The organism is Catenuloplanes nepalensis (assembly GCF_030811575.1).
In the GTDB taxonomy this organism is placed as follows: domain Bacteria; phylum Actinomycetota; class Actinomycetes; order Mycobacteriales; family Micromonosporaceae; genus Catenuloplanes; species Catenuloplanes nepalensis.
Map to the genome: position 1 here is coordinate 7,800,934 of NZ_JAUSRA010000001.1, position 25,048 is coordinate 7,825,981.

22 protein-coding genes and 1 tRNA gene are annotated in these 25,048 nt (G+C 72.5%); 11 read left to right on the forward strand and 12 right to left on the reverse strand.

What is annotated here, in order from left to right:
• Positions 1-381 precede the first annotated feature (381 nt).
• The 5 genes from J2S43_RS33660 to J2S43_RS33680 are packed head-to-tail and all read right to left on the reverse strand — an operon-like array spanning position 382 to position 4,725.
• A complete protein-coding gene (locus J2S43_RS33660) occupies positions 382-1,566 on the reverse strand; it encodes a MarP family serine protease (RefSeq protein WP_306836021.1) in 1,185 nt (394 codons plus the stop codon).
• Positions 1,567-1,618: 52 nt separating this feature from the next.
• The gene (locus J2S43_RS33665) at positions 1,619-2,338 is read right to left on the reverse strand and encodes an NUDIX hydrolase (protein ID WP_370881691.1); all 720 of its coding nucleotides are present in this window, start codon (positions 2,336-2,338) and stop codon (positions 1,619-1,621) included.
• A 51-nt stretch (positions 2,339-2,389) separates the two neighbouring features.
• Positions 2,390-3,004, reverse strand: coding sequence for a TlpA family protein disulfide reductase (locus J2S43_RS33670; protein ID WP_306836022.1), 615 nt, complete (start codon positions 3,002-3,004; stop codon positions 2,390-2,392).
• The gene (nth, locus tag J2S43_RS33675) at positions 3,001-3,795 is read right to left on the reverse strand and encodes an endonuclease III (protein ID WP_306839637.1); all 795 of its coding nucleotides are present in this window, start codon (positions 3,793-3,795) and stop codon (positions 3,001-3,003) included. Before nth ends, J2S43_RS33670 begins: the two co-directional genes overlap by 4 nt.
• Before the next feature lie 39 nt (positions 3,796-3,834).
• Positions 3,835-4,725: a CapA family protein gene (locus tag J2S43_RS33680; protein WP_306836023.1), complete on the reverse strand. Its 891-nt coding sequence runs from the start codon at positions 4,723-4,725 to the stop codon at positions 3,835-3,837.
• 271 nt (positions 4,726-4,996) lie between these two features.
• On the opposite strand from J2S43_RS33680, the gene J2S43_RS33685 reads away from it, so the two are divergent.
• From J2S43_RS33685 to J2S43_RS33695, 3 genes are all read left to right on the forward strand, one after another.
• The gene (locus J2S43_RS33685) at positions 4,997-5,674 is read left to right on the forward strand and encodes a Crp/Fnr family transcriptional regulator (protein ID WP_033343613.1); all 678 of its coding nucleotides are present in this window, start codon (positions 4,997-4,999) and stop codon (positions 5,672-5,674) included.
• Positions 5,675-5,801: 127 nt separating this feature from the next.
• Positions 5,802-7,403 carry an acyl-CoA carboxylase subunit beta gene (locus J2S43_RS33690; protein WP_306836026.1) on the forward strand — a complete coding sequence of 534 codons (1,602 nt, stop codon included), beginning with the start codon at positions 5,802-5,804 and terminating at the stop codon, positions 7,401-7,403.
• A 7-nt stretch (positions 7,404-7,410) separates the two neighbouring features.
• On the forward strand, positions 7,411-9,429 hold the full coding sequence (locus J2S43_RS33695) for an ATP-binding protein (protein WP_306836029.1): 2,019 nt from the start codon (positions 7,411-7,413) through the stop codon (positions 9,427-9,429).
• 312 nt (positions 9,430-9,741) lie between these two features.
• Here the strand turns inward: J2S43_RS33695 and J2S43_RS33700 are convergent.
• A tRNA-Pro gene (locus J2S43_RS33700) sits at positions 9,742-9,815 on the reverse strand.
• Positions 9,816-9,889: 74 nt separating this feature from the next.
• Positions 9,890-10,783 carry a metallophosphoesterase gene (locus J2S43_RS33705; RefSeq protein WP_306836031.1) on the reverse strand — a complete coding sequence of 298 codons (894 nt, stop codon included), beginning with the start codon at positions 10,781-10,783 and terminating at the stop codon, positions 9,890-9,892.
• A gap of 25 nt (positions 10,784-10,808) precedes the next feature.
• Between J2S43_RS33705 and J2S43_RS33710 the strand changes: the two genes are divergently transcribed.
• Complete coding sequence (locus J2S43_RS33710; protein ID WP_306836033.1) at positions 10,809-11,258, forward strand: GatB/YqeY domain-containing protein; 450 nt, start codon at positions 10,809-10,811, stop codon at positions 11,256-11,258.
• Positions 11,259-11,320: 62 nt separating this feature from the next.
• Here the strand turns inward: J2S43_RS33710 and J2S43_RS33715 are convergent, their stop codons facing one another.
• Positions 11,321-13,732 (reverse strand): transglycosylase domain-containing protein, encoded by a 2,412-nt coding sequence (locus J2S43_RS33715; protein WP_306839640.1) that lies wholly within the window; start codon positions 13,730-13,732, stop codon positions 11,321-11,323.
• 488 nt (positions 13,733-14,220) lie between these two features.
• Between J2S43_RS33715 and J2S43_RS33720 the strand changes: the two genes are divergently transcribed.
• Positions 14,221-14,529: a WhiB family transcriptional regulator gene (locus J2S43_RS33720; RefSeq protein ID WP_306836035.1), complete on the forward strand. Its 309-nt coding sequence runs from the start codon at positions 14,221-14,223 to the stop codon at positions 14,527-14,529.
• 76 nt (positions 14,530-14,605) lie between these two features.
• Here the strand turns inward: J2S43_RS33720 and bagB are convergent, their stop codons facing one another.
• Genes bagB through J2S43_RS33735 form a run of 3 tightly spaced genes read right to left on the reverse strand, consistent with a single transcriptional unit; the run spans position 14,606 to position 17,248 of the window.
• Positions 14,606-15,733, reverse strand: a complete 1,128-nt coding sequence (bagB, locus tag J2S43_RS33725; protein ID WP_306836037.1) for an ArsA family ATPase — start codon at positions 15,731-15,733, stop codon at positions 14,606-14,608.
• Positions 15,734-15,756: 23 nt separating this feature from the next.
• A complete protein-coding gene (bagA, locus tag J2S43_RS33730) occupies positions 15,757-16,734 on the reverse strand; it encodes an ATPase BagA (RefSeq protein WP_306836038.1) in 978 nt (325 codons plus the stop codon).
• On the reverse strand, positions 16,703-17,248 hold the full coding sequence (locus tag J2S43_RS33735; RefSeq protein WP_306836040.1) for an Rv0361 family membrane protein: 546 nt from the start codon (positions 17,246-17,248) through the stop codon (positions 16,703-16,705). The genes bagA and J2S43_RS33735 overlap by 32 nt, the downstream gene beginning before the upstream one ends.
• A 121-nt stretch (positions 17,249-17,369) precedes the next feature.
• Between J2S43_RS33735 and sp36 the strand changes: the two genes are divergently transcribed.
• The 6 genes from sp36 to J2S43_RS33765 all read left to right on the forward strand — a co-directional run bounded on the left by sp36 (position 17,370) and on the right by J2S43_RS33765 (position 24,060).
• On the forward strand, positions 17,370-17,525 hold the full coding sequence (gene sp36 / locus J2S43_RS33740; protein ID WP_306836041.1) for a Sp36 family protein: 156 nt from the start codon (positions 17,370-17,372) through the stop codon (positions 17,523-17,525).
• A gap of 2 nt (positions 17,526-17,527) precedes the next feature.
• The gene (locus tag J2S43_RS33745; RefSeq protein ID WP_306836042.1) at positions 17,528-18,010 is read left to right on the forward strand and encodes a RidA family protein; all 483 of its coding nucleotides are present in this window, start codon (positions 17,528-17,530) and stop codon (positions 18,008-18,010) included.
• 155 nt (positions 18,011-18,165) lie between these two features.
• Positions 18,166-18,987, forward strand: a complete 822-nt coding sequence (locus J2S43_RS33750; protein WP_306836043.1) for an MBL fold metallo-hydrolase — start codon at positions 18,166-18,168, stop codon at positions 18,985-18,987.
• Positions 18,984-22,571: an adenylate/guanylate cyclase domain-containing protein gene (locus J2S43_RS33755; protein WP_306836044.1), complete on the forward strand. Its 3,588-nt coding sequence runs from the start codon at positions 18,984-18,986 to the stop codon at positions 22,569-22,571. The genes J2S43_RS33750 and J2S43_RS33755 overlap by 4 nt, the downstream gene beginning before the upstream one ends.
• Before the next feature lie 29 nt (positions 22,572-22,600).
• Positions 22,601-23,023, forward strand: a complete 423-nt coding sequence (locus tag J2S43_RS33760; RefSeq protein ID WP_306836046.1) for a hypothetical protein — start codon at positions 22,601-22,603, stop codon at positions 23,021-23,023.
• Between the two features lie 74 nt (positions 23,024-23,097).
• Positions 23,098-24,060 (forward strand): serine/threonine-protein kinase, encoded by a 963-nt coding sequence (locus J2S43_RS33765; protein WP_306836048.1) that lies wholly within the window; start codon positions 23,098-23,100, stop codon positions 24,058-24,060.
• Between the two features lie 16 nt (positions 24,061-24,076).
• Here the strand turns inward: J2S43_RS33765 and J2S43_RS33770 are convergent, their stop codons facing one another.
• Positions 24,077-25,039, reverse strand: coding sequence for a DUF4034 domain-containing protein (locus J2S43_RS33770; protein WP_306836050.1), 963 nt, complete (start codon positions 25,037-25,039; stop codon positions 24,077-24,079).
• Positions 25,040-25,048: the final 9 nt, after the last annotated feature.

Here is a 25,048-nt window from a genome sequence, read left to right on the forward strand (position 1 = left end):
GCGCCAGCCCGGCAGCGCCAGCCCGGCAGCGCCAGCCCGGCAGCGCCAGCCCGGCAGCGCCAGCCCGGCAGCGCCAGCCCGGCAGCGCCAGCCCGGCAGCGTCAGCCCGGCAGCGTCAGCCCGGCAGCGTCAGCCGCGGTTTTCTGGTGACCACTGCGGAACCGGAAGGGAGGAGCGCCAGCGACGACCGCAGCCCGCGGGAGCATGCGGGCCGCACCACGCCGGAAGCGGGAAGATCCAGGTCTTGACCTTGACCTTGACCTTGACCCCGCTCTTGGCCTTGACCTTGACCTTGGCCTTGCTCTTAACCTTGACCTTGACCTTGACCCCGCTCTTGGCCTTGACGTCGCTCTCAACCTTGAGCTTGGTCTTGGATTCGGTCTAGCTCTCCGTGCACTCGCCGGTGCCGGCCGCGCGCGTGCGGTCGAGGCCCTCCTGGGCGATCGGCGCGGCCTCCTCCGCGGTGACCGCGAAGCCGATGTTCGGGTCGTCCGCCGCCGCAGCGAAGATGACGCCGAGCACGTCGCCGCGCGCGTCGACCAGTGGCCCGCCGGAGTTGCCGTTCCGGACCAGCGCGTTGATCGTGTAGATCTCGCGGGTGACCTGCTCGGAGTTGTAGATGTTCGGCCCGGTGATGTCACCGACGTCACGCAGGCGGGCGGCCTGCGCGTTGTACGGGCCGTCCAGCGGGTAGCCGAGCACGATCGCGCTCTCCGACCGGTTCCCGGCCTCCCGCGACCACTCCATGACCGGCGCGTCCATCCCCGGCACGTAGATGACCGCCAGGTCGCGCTCCGGGTCGTAGACCGTGACCCGGCCCTCCAGCCGCTCCTCGCCGACCTCCACGCTGACCGAGTCGGTGCCGGCCACCACGTGCGCGTTCGTCATCACCCGGTCGTCCGCGTAGACGAAGCCGGAGCCCTCCAGCCGCCGGCTGCAGTCGTTGGCTATGCCGCGGATCTTGACCACCGACTGCCGCGCGTCCTGGACCACCGGCGACCTGGCCAGCGCCGGGTCCGGCGCCTCGACCTGCGGCGCGCGCGTGGTGCCGAGGCCGCTGAAGACCTCCGGGAAGCCGCGGGTGTTGAGCGTCTGCCGCAGGCCCTGGGACAGTGCCTCGGCCTGGGCCGGCATCACCGAGTCGACCGCGCCGAGCACGTAGCTGCTCTTGATCGACCGGGACAGCCACGGCACGGACGAGGACGCCAGCGGCACCGCGACCAGCCAGGCGACGAGCAGCACCGCGCAGACCGAGACCAGTGCGCCGCCCACCTCGTCGACCCGCTGGCCGGTCGGGTTGACGATGCCGTGCCGGAGTCGCGCGCCGAACCAGCCGGCCAGCGTCTGCGCGATCACGGCGAGCAGGAAGATCGCAACGAGCGAGGCGACGACGCGCAGCCCGGGGTCGGCGAACTGCGCCGCGATCAGCGGCCCGAGCTGGAGGCCGAGCAGGGCTCCGCTGAAGAATCCGGCGAAGGACAGCGTCCCCACCACGAATCCCTGCCGGTAGCCGCTCGCGGCGAACAGCAACACCAGCAGGAAGAGGACGATGTCGGTCACGGACACCCGCCTAGGGTAGGTATGCCGGCCAAGGGCCGCCGGGGGCTGCGACGACGCCTCATGCGAGGGGACCGCTGACGTCGTCGGCCGGCGGCGGCGCCGCCGGACCGGGCACAGGACTTTCCGGGGGTACGAGCACCGGCCGCAACCGGTCGTCCAGCTCGGCGACGCGGGTGCGCGGCCACGGCCGGCTCCAGCCGCCCATGTCGAGCAGCGCGGAGAGCACGCCGGCGGTGAAGCCCCACACGACCAGGCCCTGCGAGTCGAACGCGGGCCCGATCCAGCCGCTGCTGTGCCGCACCTGCAGCCGGTGGGCGGGATCACACAGCTCCGCGATCGGCAGCCGGGCCACGTGCGCCACCTCGGCCGGCTGGCGCGGGTGCACCGGGTGCGGCGCGTGCCACCAGGCCAGCACCGGCGTGACCACGAACCGGCTGATCGGGATCCACAGCTTCGGCAGCTCGGCGAGGACGGTGACGCTGGCCGGGTCCAGCCCGACCTCCTCGTTCGCCTCGCGCAGCGCGGTGGCGACCGCGTCCGCGTCGCCCGGGTCGGCCGCGCCGCCGGGGAACGCGGGCTGGCCGGCGTGGTTGCGCATGTCCGCGGCGCGCTCGAGCATCAGCACGTCGGGGCCGGCCGGGCCGTCACCGAACAGCACCAGCACGGCGCTGGCCCGGCCCTCGCCGGCGGGCGTGGGCATGCGGGTGAAGTCGCGCGCGGTCGCGGAGGCGGCCCGCTTCGCCAGCGGTGCCAGCCACTCCGGGATCTCGTCGCTCACGCCGTCACCTCCGGGTGATCTACGGCTGCCGGCCTCGAACCGCTCAATCATCTAGGAGACCGTCACGCCGAGGTGGTCCCGGACGAACCGGTCCAGACCGGCCTCGTCCAGCGCGGTGGTCTGGTGGACGCCGCGGACCCGGCCGTCCGCGTCGATCAGCACGGTGGTCGGCAGGCCGGGTGCACCGAGCTCGGCGACGCTGAGCGCGGTGAGCAGCTCCTTGTTCGGGTCGAAGAGGGACGGGAAGCGGAACCCCAGCTCGCGGCCGAGGTCCTCGGCGGTGGACTGCCGGTCGCCGGTGTCCACGCCGAGCACGCGCAGCCGGTCGCCGGCCCGGTCCGCGTAGGCCTGGACGACCGGCAGCTCGGCCCGGCACGGCCCGCACCAGGAGCCCCAGAGGTTGATCACGGCGGGCCCGCGCAGCGCGGAGAGTTCGACGATGTCGCCGCCGTTGAGGCAGGAGAGCTCGAGCTCGGGCAGTCGCTCCAGCAGCACGTCGCCGGCCGGCTCGGGCGCGCCGGTGATCGGCGAGGTGAGCCCGGTGCAGTCCGCGAACGGCGAGGCGATCACCACGTCACCCGTGGTCGCGGTGATCTCGGGGGTGCCGGCGCATCCGGCCAGCGCGAGTGCGATCGCGGCCGCGGCGGCCCGGACCACACGTCTCACGGCACGTCCACGGTGGCCGCGGCCGCCGGCACCAGCGCCGGGTCGAGCCCGGCCGCCTCGGCGAGCGCGCCGGCCCGGGGACCCTTGAGCAGCTTCACCGCGACCTCGGGCTCGGTCGGCCCGGCACCGAACGACGGGCAGATCTTCGCGAGCGTGCAGGCGCCACAGGCCGGTTTACGGGCGTGGCAGACCCGCCGCCCGTGGAAGATCACCCGGTGCGACAGCATGGTCCACTCGCGCTTCGGGTAGAGCGCGCCGATCGCGTGCTCGATCTTGACCGGGTCGGTCTCCGCGGTCAGCCGCCACCGGGCGACCAGCCGCTGGAAGTGCGTGTCGACCGTGATGCCGGGGACGCCGAACGCGTTGCCGAGCACGACGTTGGCCGTCTTGCGGCCGATGCCGGGCAGCTCGACCAGGTCGTCGAGCTTGCCGGGCACGTCGCCGCCGTGCCGCTCGACCAGCGCCTGGCCGAGGCCGATCAGCGAGTTGGTCTTGTTGCGGAAGAAGCCGGTCGGCCGGATCAGCTCCTCCAGCTCGGCCCGGTTCGCGCCCGCGTAGTCCGCGGCCGTGGGGTAGCGGGCGAACAGTTTCGGCGTGACCTCGTTGACCCGCTTGTCCGTGCACTGGGCGGAGAGGATGGTGGCGACGGCCAGCTGGAGCGGGCCGTCGTGGTCCAGCTCGCAGTGCGCGTCGGGGTGCGTCTCGGTGAGCGAGCGGCCGATCCGGCGGGCGCGGCGGGTCAACGCGAGCGAGGACTCGGCCGGGGCGGACGTGCGGGTCACATCGGCCAGCGTACGTCGGAGCCCGGGCCCGCCGCCTCCGGCGGTCGTCTATCCGGCCGTCAGCCCGCCGTTCTCGCTGATCGCCGGCCCGGTGCCGGGGAAGTCCGCGGCGGACAGCTCGCGCACGTGCCGGAGCCCGGCGCCGGTGCGATCCGGGACCGGCCGGCCGCCGCGGTCCGGCCGGGTCGCGGTGAACGTGCCGCCGGCCCAGCGGCCGTCCGCGCGCAGCATGACGCGGAGCACGCCGGCGGCCGCGTAGCGTCCGGCCCGGCCGGCCGGGCCGGCGAACGTGCCGAGGCTGTACGCGATCAGCCGGCCCCGGTGGAACTCCATGCCGCGCAGCACGCCCGGTCCGTGCCCGAGCACCAGGTCCGCGCCCGCGTCCACCACCGCGTGCGCGAACCGGACCGGGTCGCCGCGGTCCTCGCCGCGGTGCCGCTCCACGCCGCCGGCCACCCGATAGCGGCCCGGCGCGCCCAGCCGCGCGTGCACCACGACCAGGTCGGCGCGCCGGGCCGCCGCGGTCACCGCGCGCTTCGCCGCGGTCAGGTCCGCGACCGCGGCGGCCGGGAAGCCGAGCACCGCGATCCGGACGCCGCGGGCCTGGGTCTCGGCGGCCTCGCCGTACCCGCCGATGATCTTGGTGTTGTCCTTCCGCAGGCCCGCCGCCGCGACGGCCGGGGCGAGGTCGGCGGTGGTCACATCGGCGCGGAGCAGCTCGCGGACGCCGTCGAAACGGTCGCCCGTCCCGATGATCGAGCCGGTCGCGGCGATCGAGATCAGCCCGGCCGGGCGGGGACGGGGCGGCGGCGCGGGTGCGCGCGGCACGAGCGGCGGCACCGCGAGCCAGAGCGGCCGGGTGCCCGGGGCGGTCGCGAGCGAGACCGCATGGACGCCGGAGAGTCCGCCGGCCAGCAGGATGGCCAGGGCGAAAAGCACAACAAAGACCGGTTTGCGGGCCATACTGAACAAACGCACGGACCCGAAATCGGAAGTCGAACTGCGGAGCGTGATCTTCGCTCTGGAGCTGAAGGGCGCCGGATGTTACCGTCCGTTGAGGTCTGGTTGGTTACGCTTCCGGATCGAGATTCCTGGGGTGCACGCCCGATTCCGGCCCGCGTGCACCTAGACTGACTGCGCGCGAAGGCTTCACCGGCCATCCAGGTTCTGGCCGGTAGCAGAAACAGCTCGGCGCTTGGCGGAGGTGCGCATGGACGAGGTGTTGGCCCGCAGCGGGATCTTCCAGGGGGTTGATCCTGAGGCGGCCGAGGCGCTCGCCAAGGAGATGGAGACCCTCGAGATCCGCAAGGGCGAGGTCGTCTTCAACGAGGGCGAGCCCGGAGACAGCCTGTACATCGTATTGTCCGGCAAGATCAAGCTCGGGCGGCGCGCGGCGGACGGCCGGCAGAATCTCGTCTCCATCATGGGCCCGTCCGACATGCTCGGCGAGCTCTCGCTCTTCGACCCGGGCCCGCGCACCGCGACGGCGACCGCGGTCACCGACACCCGGCTAGCCCGGCTGCGCAAGCAGGCGCTGCGCCCGTGGCTGCACAACCGGCCGGAGATCTCGGAGCAGCTGCTCCGGGTGCTCGCCCGCAGACTGCGACGGACGAACGACAACCTGGCCGACCTCATATTCACCGACGTCCCCGGCCGGGTCGCCAAGAACCTCCTGCAGATGGCAGGCCGGTTCGGCACCCGCGACGGGGGCGTCCTCCGCGTCACGCACGACCTCACCCAGGAGGAGCTGGCCCAGTTGGTCGGCGCGTCCCGGGAGACCGTCAACAAGGCGCTCGCCGACTTCGCGTCGCGCGGCTGGCTGCGCCTGGACGGTAAGAGCGTGATCATCCTGGACCCGGAGCGCCTGGCCCGCCGGGCCCGCGTCTAGGCAGACCCTTCATCGTTTCGAGCCCCGGCGGGATCACCCGCCGGGGCTCGGCGCGTTTCGCCCCTGCGGGTCGCTCGTTACGACGTGTGGCAACAGGGCCGGGCCGCAAGACGTAGAGGGGTTGCACATGGCTGTCCTCGACACCGCCATCGATCCGCGCAACCCGACGTACCAGGAGAACCGGGATGCGATGCTGGAGCGCCTCGGCGCGCTGGCGAACGCACTGGACCTGGCGCGCGCCGGCGGCGGCGAACGGCACGTCACCCGGCACCACGCGCGCGGGCGGCTGATGCCCCGCGAGCGCGTCGACCTGCTGCTCGACCAGGACGCGCCGTTCCTGGAGCTGTCCGGAGTCGCGGGCTGGCACACCGACCAACCGGTCGGCGCCGGCGTGGTCACCGGCCTGGGCGTGGTCGAGGGCGTCGAGTGCGTGATCGTGGCGCACGACCCGACCGTGCGCGGCGGCGTGCTCAACCCGATCGCGCTCCGCAAGATCGAACGGGCCGGCGAGATCGCACTGGCCAACCGGCTGCCGCTGGTCAGCCTGGTCGAGTCGGCCGGCGCGGACCTGCCCGCCCAGGTCGAGGCGTTCGTTCCCGGCGGCTCCGTGCTGCGCGACCTGGCCCGCCTCTCGGCCGGCCGGATCCCCACGGTGTGCGTGGTCTTCGGCGACGCGGTCGACGTGGCCGCCTGGCTGCCCGGCCTCTCCGACTACACGGTGCTGGTCCGCGCGCAGGCGAAGGTCTCGGTGGCCGGGCCGCGGCTGGTCCAGGAGGCGACCGGCGAGATCCCGGACGGCGAGGCGCTCGGCGGCGCCGTCATGCACGCCACCCGCTCCGGCCTGGCGGATTTCCTGGCCGAGGACGAGCGCGACGCGGTACGCCTGGCCCGCCAGTGCATGCGCCGCCTCAACTGGCGCAAACTCGGCCCGCCGCCGCGCACCGCGCTCGCCGCGCCGCCCAAGTACGACCCCGAGGACCTGTTGGCGATCCCGTCCGCGGACGAGCGCACGCCGTTCGACCCGCACGAGGTGCTGGCGAGGATCCTGGACGCCAGCGACTTCGACGAGTTCAAGCCCGGCTACGGCCCCGCGCTGGTCACCGGCTGGGGTGAGGTGCACGGCTACCCGGTCGGCGTGCTGGCCAACGCGCGCGGCACGCTGGTCTCCGCGGAGGCGCAGAAGGCCGCGCAGTTCGTCCAGCTGGCGAACGCGTCCGGCACCCCGCTGCTCTTCCTGCAGAACGCGTCCGGGCTGGTCACCGGCGCGGAGTTCGAGCAGGCCGGGATCGTCAAGCATGCCTCCGCGATGATGAGCGCGGTCGCCGCGTCCGGCGTGCCGCACCTGGCCGTGAACCTGGGCGCCGCGCACGGGCCCGCCGCGTACGCGATGTCCGGCCGTGCCATGGCCCCGCGCTTCCTGTTCAGCTGGCCCAACGCCCGGGTCGCCGCGCTCGCGCCGGAGCGGCTCACCGGCGTGCTCACCGCGCTGGCCCGGCAGGCCGCCGAGGTCAAGGGCCAGCGGTACGAGGAGGACTTCGACCGGAACCTGCGGATGAACGTCGAACGGCAGGTCGAGGCGCAGACCTCCGCGCTGTTCGTCTCCGGCCGGCTGCACGACGACGGCGTGATCGACCCGCGGGACACCCGGACCGTACTCGGGCTGTGTCTGTCCGCGATCCACAGTGGTCCGGTCGGTGGCGCCGACCGGTTCGGCGTTTTCCGGATGTGAGGACTTGATGATCCGACGACTCCTGGTCGCCAATCGCGGAGAGATCGCCCGGCGCATCTTCGCGACCTGCCGGTTGATCGGCATCGAGACGGTCGCGGTCTACTCGGACGCGGACGCGGACTCACCGCACGTGGCCGAGGCCGACTACGCCGTGCACCTGCCGGGCAACGCGCCGACCGCCACGTACCTGCGGGGTGATCTGATCCTCGGTGCCGCGCGCAAGACCGGCGCGGACTCGGTGCACCCCGGCTACGGCCTGCTCGCCGGCAACGCGGACTTCGCGGCAGCGGTGATCGACGCGGGCCTGACCTGGGTCGGTGCGCCGCCGAAGTCGATCGCGCTGCTCAGCTCCCGGCTGGAGTCGCGCGCGCTGCTGGCCGACGCGGGCGTGCCGATGCTGCCCGCGTTCGGCGAGCCGGAGCACGTGCCCGGGTTCCCGGTGCTGGTCAAGGCGGACGTCGGCAGCGGCGGCCGGGCGATGCGCATCGTCCGCGACCGGGACACGCTCGCGGACGCGTTCGCCGCGGTCCGGCGCGAGGCTGCCGGGCTCTTCGGCAACGGTACCGCGCTGGCCGAGCCGTACGTGGAGCGCGCCCGGCACATCGAGATCCCGGTGATCGCGGACTCCGCCGGCGGCGTGATCACGTTCGGCGAGCGCGAGTGCTCCATCCAGCGCCGCTATCAGAAGCTGATCGAGGAGACGCCGTCCCCCGCGGTCGCGCCGACGCTGCGCGCCCAGCTGTGCACCGTCGCCACCGCGGTGGTCCGCGCGTCCGGTTTCGTCGGTGCCGGTGCCGTCGAGTTCCTGCTCGCCCCGTCCGGCGACTTCTTCTTCCTGGAGATGAACACCGCGCTGCAGGTCGAGCACGCCACCAGCGAGTGCGTCTCCGGCTTCGACCTGGTGCGCCTGCAACTGCTGGTGGCCGAGGGCTCGCCGCTGCCGATGAGCGCGCCGCCACCGGTCCGCGGGCACGCGATCGAGGTGCGGCTGTGCGCCGAGGACCCGGCCTACGCCTGGCTGCCGTCCACCGGCCGGCTGCACCGGTTCCACATCCCGGACGTGGCAGGCTCGTTCAAGCCGCTGCCTCAGCCCGGCCTGCGCCTGGACACCGGTGTCGCGGACGGTTCGATGGTCGGCGTCCACTACGACTCGATGCTGGCGAAACTGATCGCCTGGGCTCCGACCCGGCACGAGGCCGCCCGCATGCTCGCCGCCGCGCTGACGCGTTCGCACATGCACGGCGTCGTGACAAATCGTGATTTATTGGTACGTGTCCTGCGGCACCCCGCGTTCCGGTCCGGCAACGTCGACATCAACTTCCTCGACCGCCACCCCGAGGTCTTCGCGCCGCTGCTCTCCTCCGTCGACGCGGTCCGCGTCTCCTGCCTGGCCGCCGCCCTGGCCGGCGCCGCCACCCGTCGCGCCGGCAGCCCGGTCCTCGCCACCATCCCGTCCGGCTGGCGCAACGTTCCCAGCGGCGCCCAGATCACCGTCTACGACGGCCCGGCCGGCCCGGTCGAGGTCGGCTACCGCCTGGAACGCACCGGCGAACTGGCCGGCTGGTGGGTCCGCGCCGTCGACCCCGAAGAGCTCGACCTGGCCGGCCTCGGCGCCCCGCCGCTGACCGACGACCACCCACCGGTCGCCGTCGTCTCCGCCGCCCCCGACCGCGTCGTCCTCGACGTCAACGGCATCCGCCTCGCCTTCGGCGTCCACCGCGTCGCCGACGTCTCCTACGTCGACAGCCCCGAGGGCTCCGTCGCCCTCACCGAACTCCCCCGCTTCCCCCGCCCCTCGGAGCTGACCGACGGCTCCCTCACGGCCCCGCTGCCGGGCGCCGTCGCGCGCGTCATGGTCGTTCCCGGCCAGCGGGTCCGCGCCGGCGACCTGCTGCTGACGCTCGAATCGTCGATGGTCGAACACCCGGTCCACGCCCCCAGCGCCGGCGTGGTCGCCTCGGTCCCGGTCCAGCCCGGCATCCACGTCGCCGCCGGAACCCTGCTGGCCGTGCTCAACCCCGATTAAAAGCCGCTTTTCCCGCTCCCGGCGTGGCCCGGCCCGCATGCTCCCGCGGGCCCTGGTCCCGTCGTGGTCACCGAACCCCACGCGGCCTCACCACTCGGTCGCTCCATCTGCCGCGCCCCGGACCGAATCGGGTCGGCCGCCACGGAAACCGACCCGAACTGCTCGCTCAAGACCTCGATGGAAAGCGAAGTCGACGCCCTGTCGCCCCGAGCGTCAACGGCGTCGGCGAGAGCCGGTGAACCGTTGGGCCTGCCGAGAAAGAAATCAGGCCCGGCCTCCGTTAGGAGACCGGGCCTGACCTGCACTTACCGGTCGGGGTAGCCGGATTTGAACCGACGACCTCCTCGTCCCGAACGAGGCGCGCTACCAAGCTGCGCCATACCCCGGGGTGCGGCTCAAATACTATCCGACCGCACCGCCCACACGAAATCGGTATACCCCCTCCGCGTGTTTGCGCAGGTCAGCGCGGGATGAGGGTCAGCAGGGTGGCCTCCGGAGGGCAGGAGAAGCGGATCGGGGCGGTGGGGTGGGTGCCGAGGCCGGCGGAGACGTGAAGCCAGGAGTCGGAGCCGGGCCAGCGGTGGAGGCCCTTGACCATGCTGCGGGGGATGCCGCAGTTGGTGACCAGGGCGCCGTAGAGCGGGACGCAGACCTGGCCGCCGTGGGTGTGCCCGGCCAGCAGCAGGTCGAAGCCGTCCGCGGCCATCAGGTCGAGCAGCGGCGGCTCGGGGCTGTGGGTGAGGGCCACGTGCAGGTCGGCGGCGTCCGAGACCGCGCCGGCGACCAGGGGGTAGTCGTCGCGGTCGACGTGCGGGTCGTCGACGCCGCACAGTTCGATGACGCGGCCGCCGGCCTTGAGCGTGGTGCGGGCGTTGTTCAGGTCGTGCCAGCCGGCGTCGACCAGGACCTGGCGGAGTTCGTCGGCGGGGAGTTCGACGCCCTGGACGTACTCCCGGTTGGGGTCGAAGTAGGAGAACGGGTTCTTGAAGACCGGGCCGCGGTAGTCGTTGGATCCGAAGACGAACGCGCCGGGGCGCTCCAGCAGCGGCTGGAGCGCGCGCAGCACGCCGGGCACGGACGCGGGGTCGGCCATGTTGTCGCCGGTGACCACGACCAGGTCGGGGTCGGTGGCGGCGAGGGCGGCGACCCAGCGCTGCTTGCGGCGCTGCTCCGGCATCATGTGCATGTCCGAGATGTGCAGGATGCGCAGTGGCTCGGCGTCGGGGTCCAGCACGGGCACGTCGAATCGGCGCAGCGTGAACATGTTGCGTTCGACGAGCGAGGCATAGGCGAGGGTGGCGGCTCCGGCGGCGACCGTACCGGCGGCCAGGCTGAAAAGGGTGCGCTTCCGCATTCCACCAAGGGTAGTTTCACTCCCCATGGGTACGCTCAAGGACCGCCTCAACGAAGACCTGCACACCGCCATGAAAGCCCGTGACGAGCTGACCACGTCGACGCTGCGGATGGCGCTGGCCGCCGTCGGCACCGCCGAGGTCGCCGGGACGGCGAAGCGGGACCTGTCGGACGACGAGGTGCTCGCGGTGCTGACCAAGGAGGCCAAGAAGCGCCGGGAGTCGGCGACCGCGTTCGCGGACGCGGGCCGGGCCGAGTCCGCGGCGAAGGAGCTGGCCGAGCACGAGATCCTGGACCGCTACCTGCCGAAGCAGCTGACCGACGAGGAGCTGTCCGAGGTCGTCTCCGGCGCGCTGGCCGGGCTGGGCGGCCCGCCGGCCGTGGGCCCGGCGATGAAGGCGGCACGGGCGGCCGTCGCGGGGCGCGCGGAGGGCGGCCGGGTCGCGGCCGAGGTCCGCCGCCAGCTGGCGGTCTGAGAAGAACCACCAGAAAGCGCCGGGGGTACGTACCCCCGGCGCTTTCTGATCTTGAAAGTGAATCACCTCGGTGGTGGCGAAGCCGAGGCTGAGGACGACGGCGGGACGGGGCGGGACGACCGGCCGGTGCTGAGCCGGAGGACGACCACGCCGCCCTCGATCGTGCTGCCGCCCGGTTCCGTGCTGGCGACCGTGCCGGCGGGGCAGTGCGAGTCCCAGCGCCCGGCCGCGACCTGGACCTCGAAGCCGCGCGCGATCAGGCGGGTCCGCGCGTCCGGCTCGGAGTCGCAGCGGACGTTCGGGATGTTCACCTGCTTGCCGTTGATCATGCGCTGGCTGGGCGGCGTGAAGTCCTCGGGCTCCACGTTCTCCATCGCGTCCGCCAGCGTCAGGTAGACGGCCGGGTTCACCGCCTCGGTGTGCGGGTTGCCCCACCCGTCGCCGCCGCCGCGCATCGTGGTGTTCGCGTTGTCCGTGTCCGCGACCATGCCGGCCACGGTGAGCTGCTTCGTGGTGGCGACGAACGTGGCGGTGCGCTCGCCGTCGGTGGTGCCGGACTTGCCGGCGACCGGGTGGCCGACCGCGCGCCGCACGTACGCGGCGGTGGCGCCCCGGCAGCGGGACGTCTCCGAGCGATCGCCGACCGGGCAGCGGGCCGCGTCGATCGCGGCGCGCGCGACGTCCTTGGCGACGGCCTGGTTGCAGCGGGGCGCGGCGGCCGGCAGCGGCTTGCCCTCCTGCCGGATCTCGATGACCGGGATCGGCTCGCAGTGCCGGCCGTCCGCGGCGAGCGTGGCGTACGCGTTGGCCAGGTCCAGCGGCGTGGTGGAGGAGACGCCGAGCGCGAACGCGCCCCACTGTGAGGCCGCGTCCTCGTCGCCGGCGAACCGGGCGTCGTTCTCCGCGCGGAACTTGATGCCGAGCCGCTTCGCCACGTCCACCGCGTTCTCCGCGCCCGCGCGTTCCTGCAACGGGATGAAGTAGGTGTTCACCGAGGCACCGAACGCGCTCCACATGTTGTGCACGCCGGCCATGCTCTTGACCGCGTTCTTCGGGCAGTAGAGCGCGCGCCCCGGGCACGCGGCCGGGCTGGAGGCGGCGACGACGTACCGCGAGTGGTAGGTCTCCGGCGCGTAGATCGAGTAGCTGAGCGGGTAGCCCTTCTCCAGCGCCGCGACCAGCGCGAACATCTTGAAGACCGAGCCGCCCTGATATCCGTGCACGTCCGCGCTGCCGGTGATGACCGGGTTCGTGGTGTTCGGGTACGTGCCCTTCAGCCCGTTCCGCCGCTTGACCGGGTCGCTGTTCGGCTCGTTGTGCGCGTCGTCGTTCTTGTAGACCCGGTTCACGGCCAGCGCCTGCACGCGCCCGGTGCCCGGTTCGACGGCCGCGACCATGATGGCGTTGCGGTTGCCGTCCGCCGCGCGCTTGTGCACGTGCTTGCGCGCCGCGTCCTGGGTCTTCACGCTCATCGAGGTGACGATGCGGTAGCCGCCGCTCTTCAGCCGCCGCTCCCGGTCGTACGGTGTGTCGCCGAACTCGTCCTGCTCCATCCACCAGCGGTAGACGTAGTCGCAGAAGTAGCCCCACTCGTTGTGGGACGAGTTGACGCAGCCGTTCGGCGTGCGGGTGCCGTTGACGGTCAGCTCCGCGGCCTTGGCCCGGGCCGCCTCGGCCGGCGTGACCGCGCCGATCTCGGTCATGTTGTCGATCACATAGTTGCGCCGGCTGAGCGCGAGCGGCCGGCCGGTCTCCGTGGTCGGGTCGAACGCGGAGGGCGCCTTCACCATGCCGGCCAGCATCGCGGCCTCCTCGGTGTTCAGGTCCTTCGGCGGCTTGCTGAAGTAGACCTGGCTGGCCGCGGAGACGCCGTAGGCGCCGTTGCCGAACGGCGCGATGTTGAGGTACCGCTCGAGGATCTGGTCCTTGGACATCTCCTTCTCGACCTGCATCGCGTAGCGCATCTCGCGCAGTTTGCGGGCGCTGGTGTCCTCGGTGGCGCGGACGACGTCGGCCGGGCGGGTGGCGGAGTAGGAGATCGCCATCCGGACGTACTGCATGGTGAGCGTGGAGGCGCCCTGCGGTGACGCGCCGGACTTGTTGTTCACGAACGCGCGCGCGATGCCCTTCATGTCGACACCGTTGTGCCGGTAGAAGTTGTGGTCCTCGGCCGCGATGATCGCGTTCCGCATGACCGGCGGAATGTCGTTGATCTCGACGTCCTTCCGGTTCTCGTCGTAGATCATCGCGACCAGCGTGCGGTTGTCGGACGCGTAGAGGTAGGTGTTCTGCGGGGCGCGCTGCACGGTCAGCTCGGTCGGCAGGCGGTCGAACGTCTCGGCGCCGGCCTTCGCGGCCAGGCCGGACATGGCCACCGCCGGGAACGCGGCGGCGGAGACCACGATGCCCGCGAGCAGGCCGCAGATGCCCAATGACGCCGCGCCGGAAAAGACGGTGTGGTCACGTTTCCTGATCCAGCTCACGAGCCCAGGCTACGGCGAAAAAGACCAATTGCGCCTTCTGTCCGATACGGCACGCGTGGCCGAAAAATGACCGGACGAGTGCGCGTCTCGCCGGCCCTTGCATTCGTTGTGCAAGACGCACGGCCCGTGGCACGCGGCTGCAGACCCCGCACCAGTGTGCCGCCTCCCGGCCGCCGGTGACGCCGTTTCCGCGAATCCCGCCCGGCGCATCTCAGGCCACATAAGCAGCTCATCGATACATATCGAGACAATGAGTGAAGAGGGCGAAGTGTCCGACCTGGTCGATTTAACAGACAACGTTGCGTAATCGCCTAACTACGGAGCATGATGTTCCGGAGATCGAATGTCACCCTCCGTGCCGCAAGTATCGCGGGGAGTGACCGGGGGATCTGTGGCCGGTCGGGACGCACCGGCAGGGACATGTACCGCGACCGGGGGAAACGGGTCGGCGGTGGTACAGCTTGGGGGGACGTGCACAGATGGGGATGATCAGCGACTGGCCGACCATGGCGGCGTGTCAGAACGGCGATCCCGACGCGCTCTTCGTGCAGGGGGCGGAGCAGAACGTGGCGAAGAGGATCTGCCGCGGCTGCCCGGTCCGTAACGAATGCCTGGCGGACGCGCTCGACAACCGCATCGAGTTCGGGGTGTGGGGAGGAATGACCGAGCGGGAACGGCGTGCGCTGCTGCGCCGGCATCCGCACGTGGCGAGCTGGCGGAAGATGTTCGAAGCCGCCCTGCGTGAACAGGACAAGAGCCGTACCAATGTGTTGGTGCATGCCGGTTAGGCACCGTCTCCGGCGATCGAGGCGTCATTCACGTCGTTCCGGCGACTGAGTGGCGCCTCGATCACGATGAGGACGCTCAGGCGAGAGCCTCGCCGATGCTTCGCAGCCCGTCGACGTCGTGCACGTCGGCGGGCTGCGCCATCACCGCCACCGTGGGGACCGTGGGGAACGAGTCGGTGAACCGGGCCGCCACCCGCTGCTCGCGCGCCGACTGCTCGGTCAGTGCCGCGTGGATGCGCAGCGCGTCCGCGGCGATCGGGCTCTCCCCGGACGCGTCCAGCGCCTCCGCCGCGGCCCGGCTGTCGGCCGCGGAGAGGCCGGCCGCGACCGGTGAATGCATGCGGTTGAGCACCAGGCCGGCCAGCGGCATCCGGTCGTCGCGCAGCCGCTGCGCGAAGTAGGCCGCCTCCCGGATCGCGTCCGGCTCCGGCGCCGCGACCAGCAGGAACGAGGTCTCCTTCGCCTGCAGGATCCGGTACGTCTGCTCGGCCCGCTGCCGGAACCCGCCGAACATCGAGTCCAGCGCGGCCACGAAGCCGGACAGCTCGCTCAGCAGCTGGGTGCCGATCACCTTCTGCACCACCCGGGAGAAGATCCCGAACGATGCCGTGACCAGGCTGAACACGCTCTTGCCACCGGTCTTGGCCGGAGCCAGCAGCAGCCGCAGCATCTTGCCGTCCAGGAACCGGGCCAGCCGGGCCGGCGCGTCCAGGAAGTCGAGCGCGGACCGCGACGGCGGCGTGTCCACCACGATCAGGTCCCACTCGTCGCGGGCCCGCAGCTGGCCCAGCTTCTCCATCGCCATGTACTCCTGGGTGCCGGAGAACGTGGAGCTCATGGCCGCGTAGAACGGGTTCGCGAAGATCTCCTGCGCGCGCTGCGGATCGGTGTGGGCCAACACCACGTCGTCGAACGTGCGCTTCATGTCCAGCATCATGGCGTGCAGCTCGCCGCCGGTCGCCTCGGTGTCGATGCCCTTGACCTGCCGCGGCGTGTTGTCCAGCTCGGAGAGGCCGAGCGACTGCGCCAGCCGCTTCGCCGGGTCGATGGTCAGCACCACCGTGCGCCGGCCGTGCCGCTCCGCCGCGCGCAGCGCCACCGCGGCCGCGGTCGTGGTCTTGCCCACGCCACCGGCGCCGCAGCACACGATGATGCGGGAGTCCGGGTCGGCGAGAATCGCGTCCACGTCCAGATCAGCTGACACGAAACGAGCCTATCGGCCGTACGTCAGCGAAGCAGAGTGTCGGCGAGCACGTCCAGGCCCTCGCGCGTCACGCCGCCCGGCAGTTGTGGCAGCTCGATCGCCGGCCGGTCCAGCTCGGCCAGCTCCGCGCGCAGTGAGTCCTCCAGCTCGCGCCGGGCCAGGTACGCCTTGGCCTCGGCGTGCAGTCCGGCCACGGTGGCCCGGTCGGCCGGCAGCCCGGCCGCGGCCAGCCCGCGCCGCAACTCGGCCTGAGTGGGTTTCCCGTCCGCCAGCAGCGGCGGGCGCGCGTTGTTGACGATCACCTTGCCGACCGGGATGCCGAGCTGATCCAGCTCCACGATCGCGTCCAGCGTCTCCTGGACCGGCATCTCCTCCAGCAGCGTCACCACGTGCACCGCGGTCATCGGCGAGCGCAGCAGCGCGGCCACGCCGTCCGACTGCGTCTTGATCGGGCCCATCTTGGCCAGCCGCGCGGTCTCCGCGGTCACGTTCAGGAACCGGCCGATCCGGCCCGTGGGCGGAGCGTCCAGGACCACCGCGTGGTACGCCCGGCGCCCGTTCACCGACCGGGTGGTGGCCTCCTTGGCCTTGCCGGTGAGCAGCACGTCACGCAGGCCGGGCGCGATGGTGGTGGCGAAGTCGATCGCGCCCACCTTGCGCAGCGCCCGGCCCGCGGCGCCGAGCTTGTAGAACATGTCGAGGTATTCGAGCAGCGCGGCCTCGGCGTCCACGGCCAGCGCGCGGACCTCGCCGCCGCCCGGCACGGTGGCGATCCGCCGCTCCTCGTAGGGCAGCGGATCCAGGCCGAACAGCTGGGCGATGCCCTGCCGGCCCTCCACCTCGACCAGGAGCGTGCGGTTGCCGCCCCGGGCCAGCGCGAGCGCCAGCGCGGCGGCCACGCTGGTCTTGCCGGTGCCGCCCTTGCCGGTGACCACGTGCAGGCGTGCGGACCAGGACCCCGTCACATGCTCACCCCTTGACCTCGCAGACCCACCACCCATTGTTCTCCACGACCGTGAAGGTCAGCGCCTGGTCAGCGGTCTTCTCGTCCGCGGTGACCAGGGTCACCGTCGTGGTGACGGTGGCGGTCTCGTCGCCTTCGCCGGACACCTGCGGCGCGGTCCAGTCGAACTTGGGGTCCTCGTACGCCGACGCGTACCCCTTCACCTCCTGGATCTTGGCGTCGATGTCCTCGCTGTCCCGGCTGTCCGAGCAGACGTACTGCGCGACCTCGCGGGTGTCCTGGTCGGCGTAGACCGCGGTGAGGAAGCTGTCCACCGCCTGCGCGGGCTCCGGCGCGCCGGTCCCGGACTCCACGGATCGCAGCAGCAGGAACGCGGCCAGGCCACCGCCGCCGCAGAGCAGCACCACCACGGCCAGCACGATCGAGGCGATCAGCACCGGGCGGCGCTTCTTCGCCGGCTTCGCAGGCGCGGGGCCGAGGCCCTCCTGCGGAGGGGCGGGAGCAGGACCGAAACCCTCCTGAGGGTACGAACCGTCTGGCGGGGTCGTCATCTCACTTCCTCCGGGTCGGGTGCAGCGGGGGCGCTCTTCACCGGGCGTCAGTGACGCCGTCGGCCAGCGTAACCGGAGCGGTCATGCGGGGCTCGGCGACGCAGCCTCTAGGCTGTCGACCATGCAGAAGTGGGAGTACTCCACCGTGCCGCTCCTGACCCACGCCACCAAGCAGATCCTCGACAACTGGGGTGACGACGGCTGGGAGCTCGTGGCGGTCGTGCCGGGCCCGAACCCGGAGCAGCTTGTCGCCTACATGAAGCGCCCGAAGGGGTGACGATGACCGAGCCGATCCTGGGTCCGGTCGACCCGTACGCCAATCTCGCGCAGCTGGGTCTGGTGCTGCCCGAGGTCGTGCCGCCGGTCGCCGCGTACGTGCCGGCCGTGCAGTCCGGCAATCACGTCTACGTCTCCGGCCAGCTGCCGTTCGTCGACGGCAAGCTCGCCGCGACCGGCAAGGTCGGCGCGGAGGTCACCGCGGACGACGCGGCGCCGCTGGCCCGCCAGTGCGCGCTGAACGCGCTCGGCGCGATCGAGGCGCTGGTCGGCCTCGGCCGGGTCGCCAAGATCGTCAAGCTGACCGGCTTCGTCGCGTCCGCGCCGGGCTTCACCGGCCAGCCGGCCGTGATCAACGGCGCGTCCGAGCTGTTCGGCGCCGTGTTCGGCGAGTCCGGCCGGCACGCCCGCAGCGCGGTCGGCGTCGCGGAGCTGCCGCTCGGCGCCCCGGTCGAGGTCGAGGTCATCGTCGAGCTCACGGCCTGACCTCGCCGCGAGACCGTGAGGGCGCGGCGTTGCCGAGACGCCGATTCGTCGCAGGTGCTCCTTTTGCCTGCGAGAAATCGCCGGCTCGGCAACGCCCGAGAGCGCCCGAGCCGGAGGAGCGGAGCGACGACCAGAAGCTCAGTAGGATCGGTGTCATGAGTGGGCCGGGTCACGTGACCGCCTCCGCGGGAGAACTCGCGGAGGCGTTGCCTCGTTGGGTGACGTTGCTGCGTGCGCCCAACCCCGGCCCCATGACCCTCGACGGTACGAATACGTGGCTGCTGCGCGCCCCGGGCGCGGAGCGCGGTCTGGTCGTGGACCCGGGGCCGGACATGGCAGAGCACCTGGCCGCGATCGCCGAGCGCCGGCCGTTCGGGGCCATCCTGATCACGCATGGGCACGCGGACCACGTCGAGGGCGCGCAGGCGCTTTCCGGCCGGCTCGGCGGGACACCCGTGCTGGCCGCGGATCCGCAACACGGCGCGCCCTTCGACGGGCTCGCGCCGGAAGGTCTCAACATTGAGGTGCTGGGCACGCCCGGGCACACGCACGACTCGGTCAGCTTCGTGGTGAGCCTCGGTGATGAGCGCGTGGTGCTGACCGGCGACACGATCCTGGGCCGGGGCACCACCGTGGTCGCCTGGCCGGACGGGCATCTCGGTGACTACCTGGCCAGTCTCGAACGGCTCTCGGCGTACCGTGGGGTCGTCGCTCTTCCCGGTCATGGCCCCGCGCTGACCGACACCGGCGCGGCCGCCGCGTTCTATCACGCGCACCGCACCGCCCGGCTCGATCAGGTGCGCGACGCGGTGCGCGCCGGTGCGGCCACCGCGCAGGAGGTGGTCGCCCGCGTCTATGCCGACGTCGACCGCTCGCTGTGGTGGGCGGCCGAGTGGTCGGTCCGCGCGCAGCTCGACTACCTGCACGGACTCGACCGGGAATTCCCCAGCGGATCCGCCGGGTTGGACCCACCGTGACCTGTCCGGTGTGTGGGACGGTGGCGGTCCCGAACGCGCGGTTCTGCCACAACTGTGGCGCAGCCCTACCCGCCGTCGCGGACACCGCCGCCGCGCTGCCGGCGGCGGAACGCCGTGTCGTGACCGTGCTCTTCGGCGACCTCTCCGACTTCACCTCCTGGTCCGAGGAGGTCGACCCGGAGCGCGTCGGCGCGGTGACCGACCGGGTGATGGCCGCGCTGGCCGGCGCCGTGAAGACGTTCGGCGGACACGTCGACAAGCTGACCGGCGACGGGATCATGGCGGTCTTCGGCGCGCCGGTGGCCCACGAGGACGACGCGGAACGCGCGGTCCGGGCCGCGCTCTCCATGCAGCGCGCGGTCCGCCGGGTGCTGGACGACGAGCGCGGCGGCGGCGCCCCGCTCGGCCTGCGCGTCGGCCTGAACACCGGCGAGGTGGTCGCCGGCATCCAGGCGTCTCTGGAATACACGGTCATCGGCGACACCGTGAACACCGCGGCCCGGCTCGCGGACGCGTCCGCGATCGGCGCGGTCTACGCGGGCGAGACGACCATGACCGCGACCCGGCACCTCGCGTCCTGGCGGCAGCTGCGCCCGCTCAAGCTGAAGGGCAAGCGCCAGCCGGTCCCCGCGTTCGAGCTGCTCGGCCTGCGGGACGCGCCCGGCACCCGGTCCGGTCTGGGCGACGAGGCGCCGTTCGTGGGCCGTGAGGCGGAGCTGGGCCGGGTGGCCAGCCGGCTCGCCGAGGTGATCGACCGCAACGAGCCCGGCGTGCTGATCATGACGGCCGAGGCCGGGCTCGGGAAGACCCGGTTCGGCGCGGAGGCGGAACGGCTGGCCGCGGCGTTCGAGGGCACCGGCGGCGCCACCGTGCTCGCGGTCAAGTGTGCCGCGTTCGGCGAGCGGCGCCGGCTGGCCCCGCTGGCCGACCTGGTCCGGTCCGCGGTCGGCCTGCCGAGCGAGCCGTTCACGGCCGCCACCCGGGCCGCGGTCGAGGAACGGGTCCGCCGCGTCGCCACCCGCCTGGCGAAGACCTCGCCGGACGCGCCGGTCGCGGTGGACTCGCTGATGACGCTGCTCGGCTACGGCGACTCGCAGACCGCGACCGGCACGCCGGACTGGTCGTCCCAGGAAATCCCGGCCCCGCCGGACGCGGAGGTGCTGCCGGCCGCCGTGTCCGTGCTGCTCAGCGGCCTGGCCGCGGAGGCGCCGCTGTTCGTGGTGGTGGACGACCTGCACGACGCCACGCTGGAGACGATAGAGGCGCTCGGCGTGACGCTCGGCCGCCTCTCCGGGCCCGCGCTGGTGCTGCTGCTCGGCCGGCCGGAACTGGTCCGCACCGCCGGCATCATGACCCGGATGTCCGAGGCCGAGGTCTACTCGCTGCCGCCGCTGCGCGGTGCGGACGCGTCGCGGCTGCTCACGTCCTATCTGGAGGGCGGGAAGCTGCCGCCGGAGGACACCGACCGGCTGCTCGCCACCGCGCAGGGCAACCCGTTCTACCTCGCCGAGCTGGTCACGCTGCTGATGGAGCGCGGCGCGCTGAAGGCCGCGGCCGGCGCGAACGCGTCCGGGAGGTGGCGGCTCTCGGCCGGCTCGCTCGACCGGCAACTGCTCTCCCGCGACCTCGCGGCCGTGCTCGCCGCGCGCATCGACGCGCTGCCCGCGGACGCGCGTGTGGTGCTGCGCGACGCCGCGGTGATCGGCGACCAGGTCGCCACGGCCACGCTGCACGCGCTGTGCGGTCGGCACCCGGGCGACTTCGAGCGGGCCGTGGAGGAGTTGCTGCAGCGGCGCATGCTCATCCGGACCCGCGGGGGTTTCGCGTTCAGCACGCCGCTGATGCGGGAGGCGGCCTACGCCGGGATCGGCAAGGCCGACCTGGCCGAGCGGCACTCGTTCCTGGCGCGCTGGGCCGCGGCCGAGGAGGACGAGGTCGAGCCGCTGCTGTCCAGCGGGTTCACCGGCCCGAGCGGGATGACCGAGGACGCGCGGGACCTGTTCGTCGCGCACCACGTCGAGTCCGCGCTGCGCCTGGCGGACGCGGTCGGCCTGCGCACCGACTCGGACGTGCGGGACGTGGTGCCGCTCGGCGTGGCCGCGCTCAGCCGCGCCACCCGCCGCGCGCATGCCATGGGTGAGCCCGCGCTCGCGGTCGACTACGCGGAGCGGGCCATCGCGCTCGCCGACGACGCGCTCTCCGAGATCGACCAGCTCGTGCACGCGAACGCGCTGATGCAGAACGGGCGGATCACCGAGGCACTGGACCTGGCCGAGAAGCTCAGCGCGAACGCGGGCGACGACGCGGCCTGCCGGTCCGGTGCGCTGCTGATCGCGGGCCAGGCACATCGCCTGCTCGGCGACGGCCAGCGCGCGGCCGACGCCTGGCAGGAGGCGCTGGCCGTGGCCACGGACGCGGGGCTGACGGCCGAGCGCGCGGAGGCGATGCGCCGGCTCGGCATGAACGACTTCTTCACCGGCCGGCTCAGCCAGGCCAGCAGCCGGTTCGCGGCCGCGTTCCAGGTGACCAAGACCGCGGGCGACCGGCACGGCCAGGCCTGGTCGCTGCAGGATCTGGCCTGGGTGACCACCGCGCGCGGCGACTTCGCCGGCAGCGAGGCGGTGCTGGACCGGGCCACGAAGCTGTTCGCGGAGCTCGGCGACCCGGTCGGGCATGCCTGGGTGCGCGGCACCACCGCGTTCTCCCGGCTGCTCGCCGGCCAGCTCGGTGAGGCACGGCGGCTGGCCGGCTCGTTCCTGCCGTTCGGTGAGCGACTCGGCGAGTCGTGGGCGGTCGGCACGCTGCGGGCCGTGGACGCGTTCGCGGCGGCGGAGCTGGGCGACCTGGTCGACGCGGACCATCAGGCGCGGGTGGCGTACCGGGACTTCACCGAGATCTCCGACGACTGGGGGCGCGGGCTTGCGCTCTCCGTGCGCGGCGCGGTCGCGCGCGGCCTCGGCCAGTGGGAGCACGCGCACGACCTGCTCACCGACGCGCTCGGCTACAGCCGGCGCACCACGCACCCGCTGCTGCTCGGCATCGCCGGCACCATGCGCGGCTTCGTCCGGCTGCGGCTCGGCGACGTGCCGGGCGCGGAGGAGGACGCGCGGTCCGTGCTGACCGCGGTCGAGCCGCACAATCCGCTGGCACCGGCGCAGGTCGGCCCGCGCGTGCTGCTGGCCGCGGTGCGGCTCACGGCCGGCGACGCACTGACCGCGGTGGGGTTGCTCGCCCCGATCGCGGCGAGCCGGGCACCGTCGCTGCTCTTCTCCCGCCGGGACGCGGTCACGACGTACGCGCAGGCGCTGCTGGCCGAGCGGCAGTCGATGCAGGCGCTGGACTGGGCGCGGCGCGCGGTCGCGATGCCGGCCGAGGACGTGCGCAGCGGCGTGCGCGCGCACCGGGTGCTGGCGGCCGCGCTGCTGGCCAACGACGCGCCGGAGGAGGCGTGCGAGGCCGCGGCCGAGGCGGTGCGGCTGGCCTACGCGAGCGAGCAGGTCAGCGAGCGGGCCGAGGCGGACGCGATGTTCGACCGGCTCAGGCCTTTGGAGGATGACCTCACGCTGGAGCAGCCGCTAGCATGATCCGGCCATAGACCAATGTGGAGGATCATATGCGGCTGCCCAGGTCCATAGCCGGATGGACGATGGCCGTCTTCGGCATCCTGGCGATCATCATGGGTGCGACCGGCCTGATCCGGCCGGAGTCGATGCTGAGCAGCCTCGGCTTCGAGGTCGTCCCGGCCGCCGAGCGGGCGGCCGGCGACTACACGCTGGTGTTCATCATCGCGTCGTCGATGGCCAGCTTCAACATGGGCATCTACTACCTGGTGGCGGTCTGGACCGAGTGGCGGGCGTTCTACCTCTTCACCGTCGTGTTCCGGTTGGTGACGTTCACGGTGTTCACCACGCTGGTGCTGACCGGCGAGGCGCCCGGCCGATTCTTCGGCGTCGCGGCCTGGGAGGGCATCGGCGCGCTCGCGACCGGCATCGGCCTGTGGCTCGACCGGCGGCATCGCGTATTTTCTAATCCGTGACCGGCGACTCGGATCGGCCACCGCCGCCCGCGACCGGGTCCGGCGGCAATGAGCACGTGCCCATCGTGCCCGGAATGACCGATCTGCGGCAGTTTGCCCGGGGCGGCTACGCGACGATCTACCGGGCCACCCAGATCTCCGTCGACCGCGAGGTCGCGATCAAGGTGGAGAACCGGGCGCTCGGCGACGACCGGGACCGGGCCCGTTTCCTCCGCGAGGCCCGCGCGGCCAGCCGGATGTCCTCCCACCCGCACGTCGTCGACCTCTTCGACGTGGGCGTCACGGCGGACGGCCATCCGTACCTGATCATGGAGCTGTGTGACGGCTCGTACGCCAACCGTGGCCCGCTCCCGGCCACGCAGGTCCGCTCGGTCGGCATCAAGATCGCTGACGCGCTGGCCGACGCGCACGCGGAGCAGGTGCTGCATCGGGATGTGAAGCCGGCGAACATCCTGCACTCGAAGTTCAACGAGGCCGTCCTGGCAGACTTCGGCCTGGCCGTGCTGGCCGAGATGCGCGACCCGAACGTGACGCTCGAGGTGCTCACCCCGGCGTACGCGCCGCCGGAGATGTTCCGCGCGTCCCGGCCGTCCGCCGCCGTCGACGTCTACGCGCTGTGCGCCACGCTCTACGCCATGCTGCGCGGCAAGCCGCCGCGCTGGGAGAACGACCGCAACCCCAGCCTGCTCACCATCATGGACATGTTCAACCAGCCGATTCCGGAGCTGCCGAACGTGCCGGGCGAGCTGACCGCGGTGCTGCGCCGGGGGATGGCGAACGAGCCGGGGTCGCGGCCGAGCGCGGAACAGCTGCGGGACATGCTCTACGAGGTTCGCGTGCCGTCCTCGGGCGCGAACCCGTTCCCGAATCCGCGCCCGGAGGGCAACCACGCCCCGCAGAACCGGCCGCCGCGGCAGCCCGGCCGGGTCTACCACGGCGACACGTACACCCCGCCCCGCCCACCACACGGCGATCCGCACCCGACGATCCCGAACCCGGGCTTCCGCAGCTGGTTCCGCCGCCTGATGGGCTCCTGACGGCCTCCGCCAGCGATCAGGGCAGATTGTTGCGGACCCACAGGCGGGAGTTCTCGAAGACGTCGACCGGGTTGCCGCAGTACTGCCAGGGCCAGGCGCTGACCCGGTCGCCGAGGATCTCGTGGGTACGGGACGCCCGCTCGAACTCGCCGGTCATCTCCAGCGTCATCGCGAACGTGGCGACGCGCGGTGTCGCGGCCGGACGGAAGCGGTAGGACGGGTGCAGGACGGAGCCGTCGGCGGCCCGGGTCAGGTCGGCGCGGACCTCCGCGGACGTGATGTACGCCTTGTCGGCGCCGTCCTCGGCGGGAACGTCGAGCCACTTCTCCAGATGCGCGACCGGCAGCAGCTCCCACAGCAGGCTGCCGGCCGGCGCCGCGGCCGTTGCGGTGTGGGCGAACTCGAACATCTCATCGTGGCTGCCGAACCACTTCGCGCACAGGTACTGGAGGCGCTGCTCGTGCGCGATCACGTGCGTCGGGTGGCGGGTGACGACCGCGTCGAAGCGGGCCTGTGCGATGTCCCTGTCGATCTGGATGCCGCGGGACGAGGTGACCAGCCAGGTCCGGGCAGTCACGTCGTCGTTGTCGCGGGCGGCGACGTCGGCGAGCAGGTGCTCGGCGATCCGCAGCCGGCGGTGGAACTCCCGGAACTGCTCCTCGCGGGTCTGCTCGGCACGCGCGCCGCCGCGCGCGTCCCACGCCCAGTGCACGGCGTGGCAGCCACGCACCAGGACCGGCAGCGTGGACCGCGGCTCGGCCGCGATCCAGTCGCCGATCCAGTCCTGAAGGCCGTCGACGCTGCCGACCGCCTCCATGGTGTAGGCCAGCTCGTCCGGGTCGGCGATCGGCGTGAGGATGTCCCGAGCCGTCTGCCAGTCCTTGCGGGCGAGCGCGTCGAGGAGCGTCCGAGTTCCCGGATCACCGTACGCCGGATCGATGGTGAGACCCTGCTTCTTGCGCTTGCCGAACGGCCACATGTGAATCTT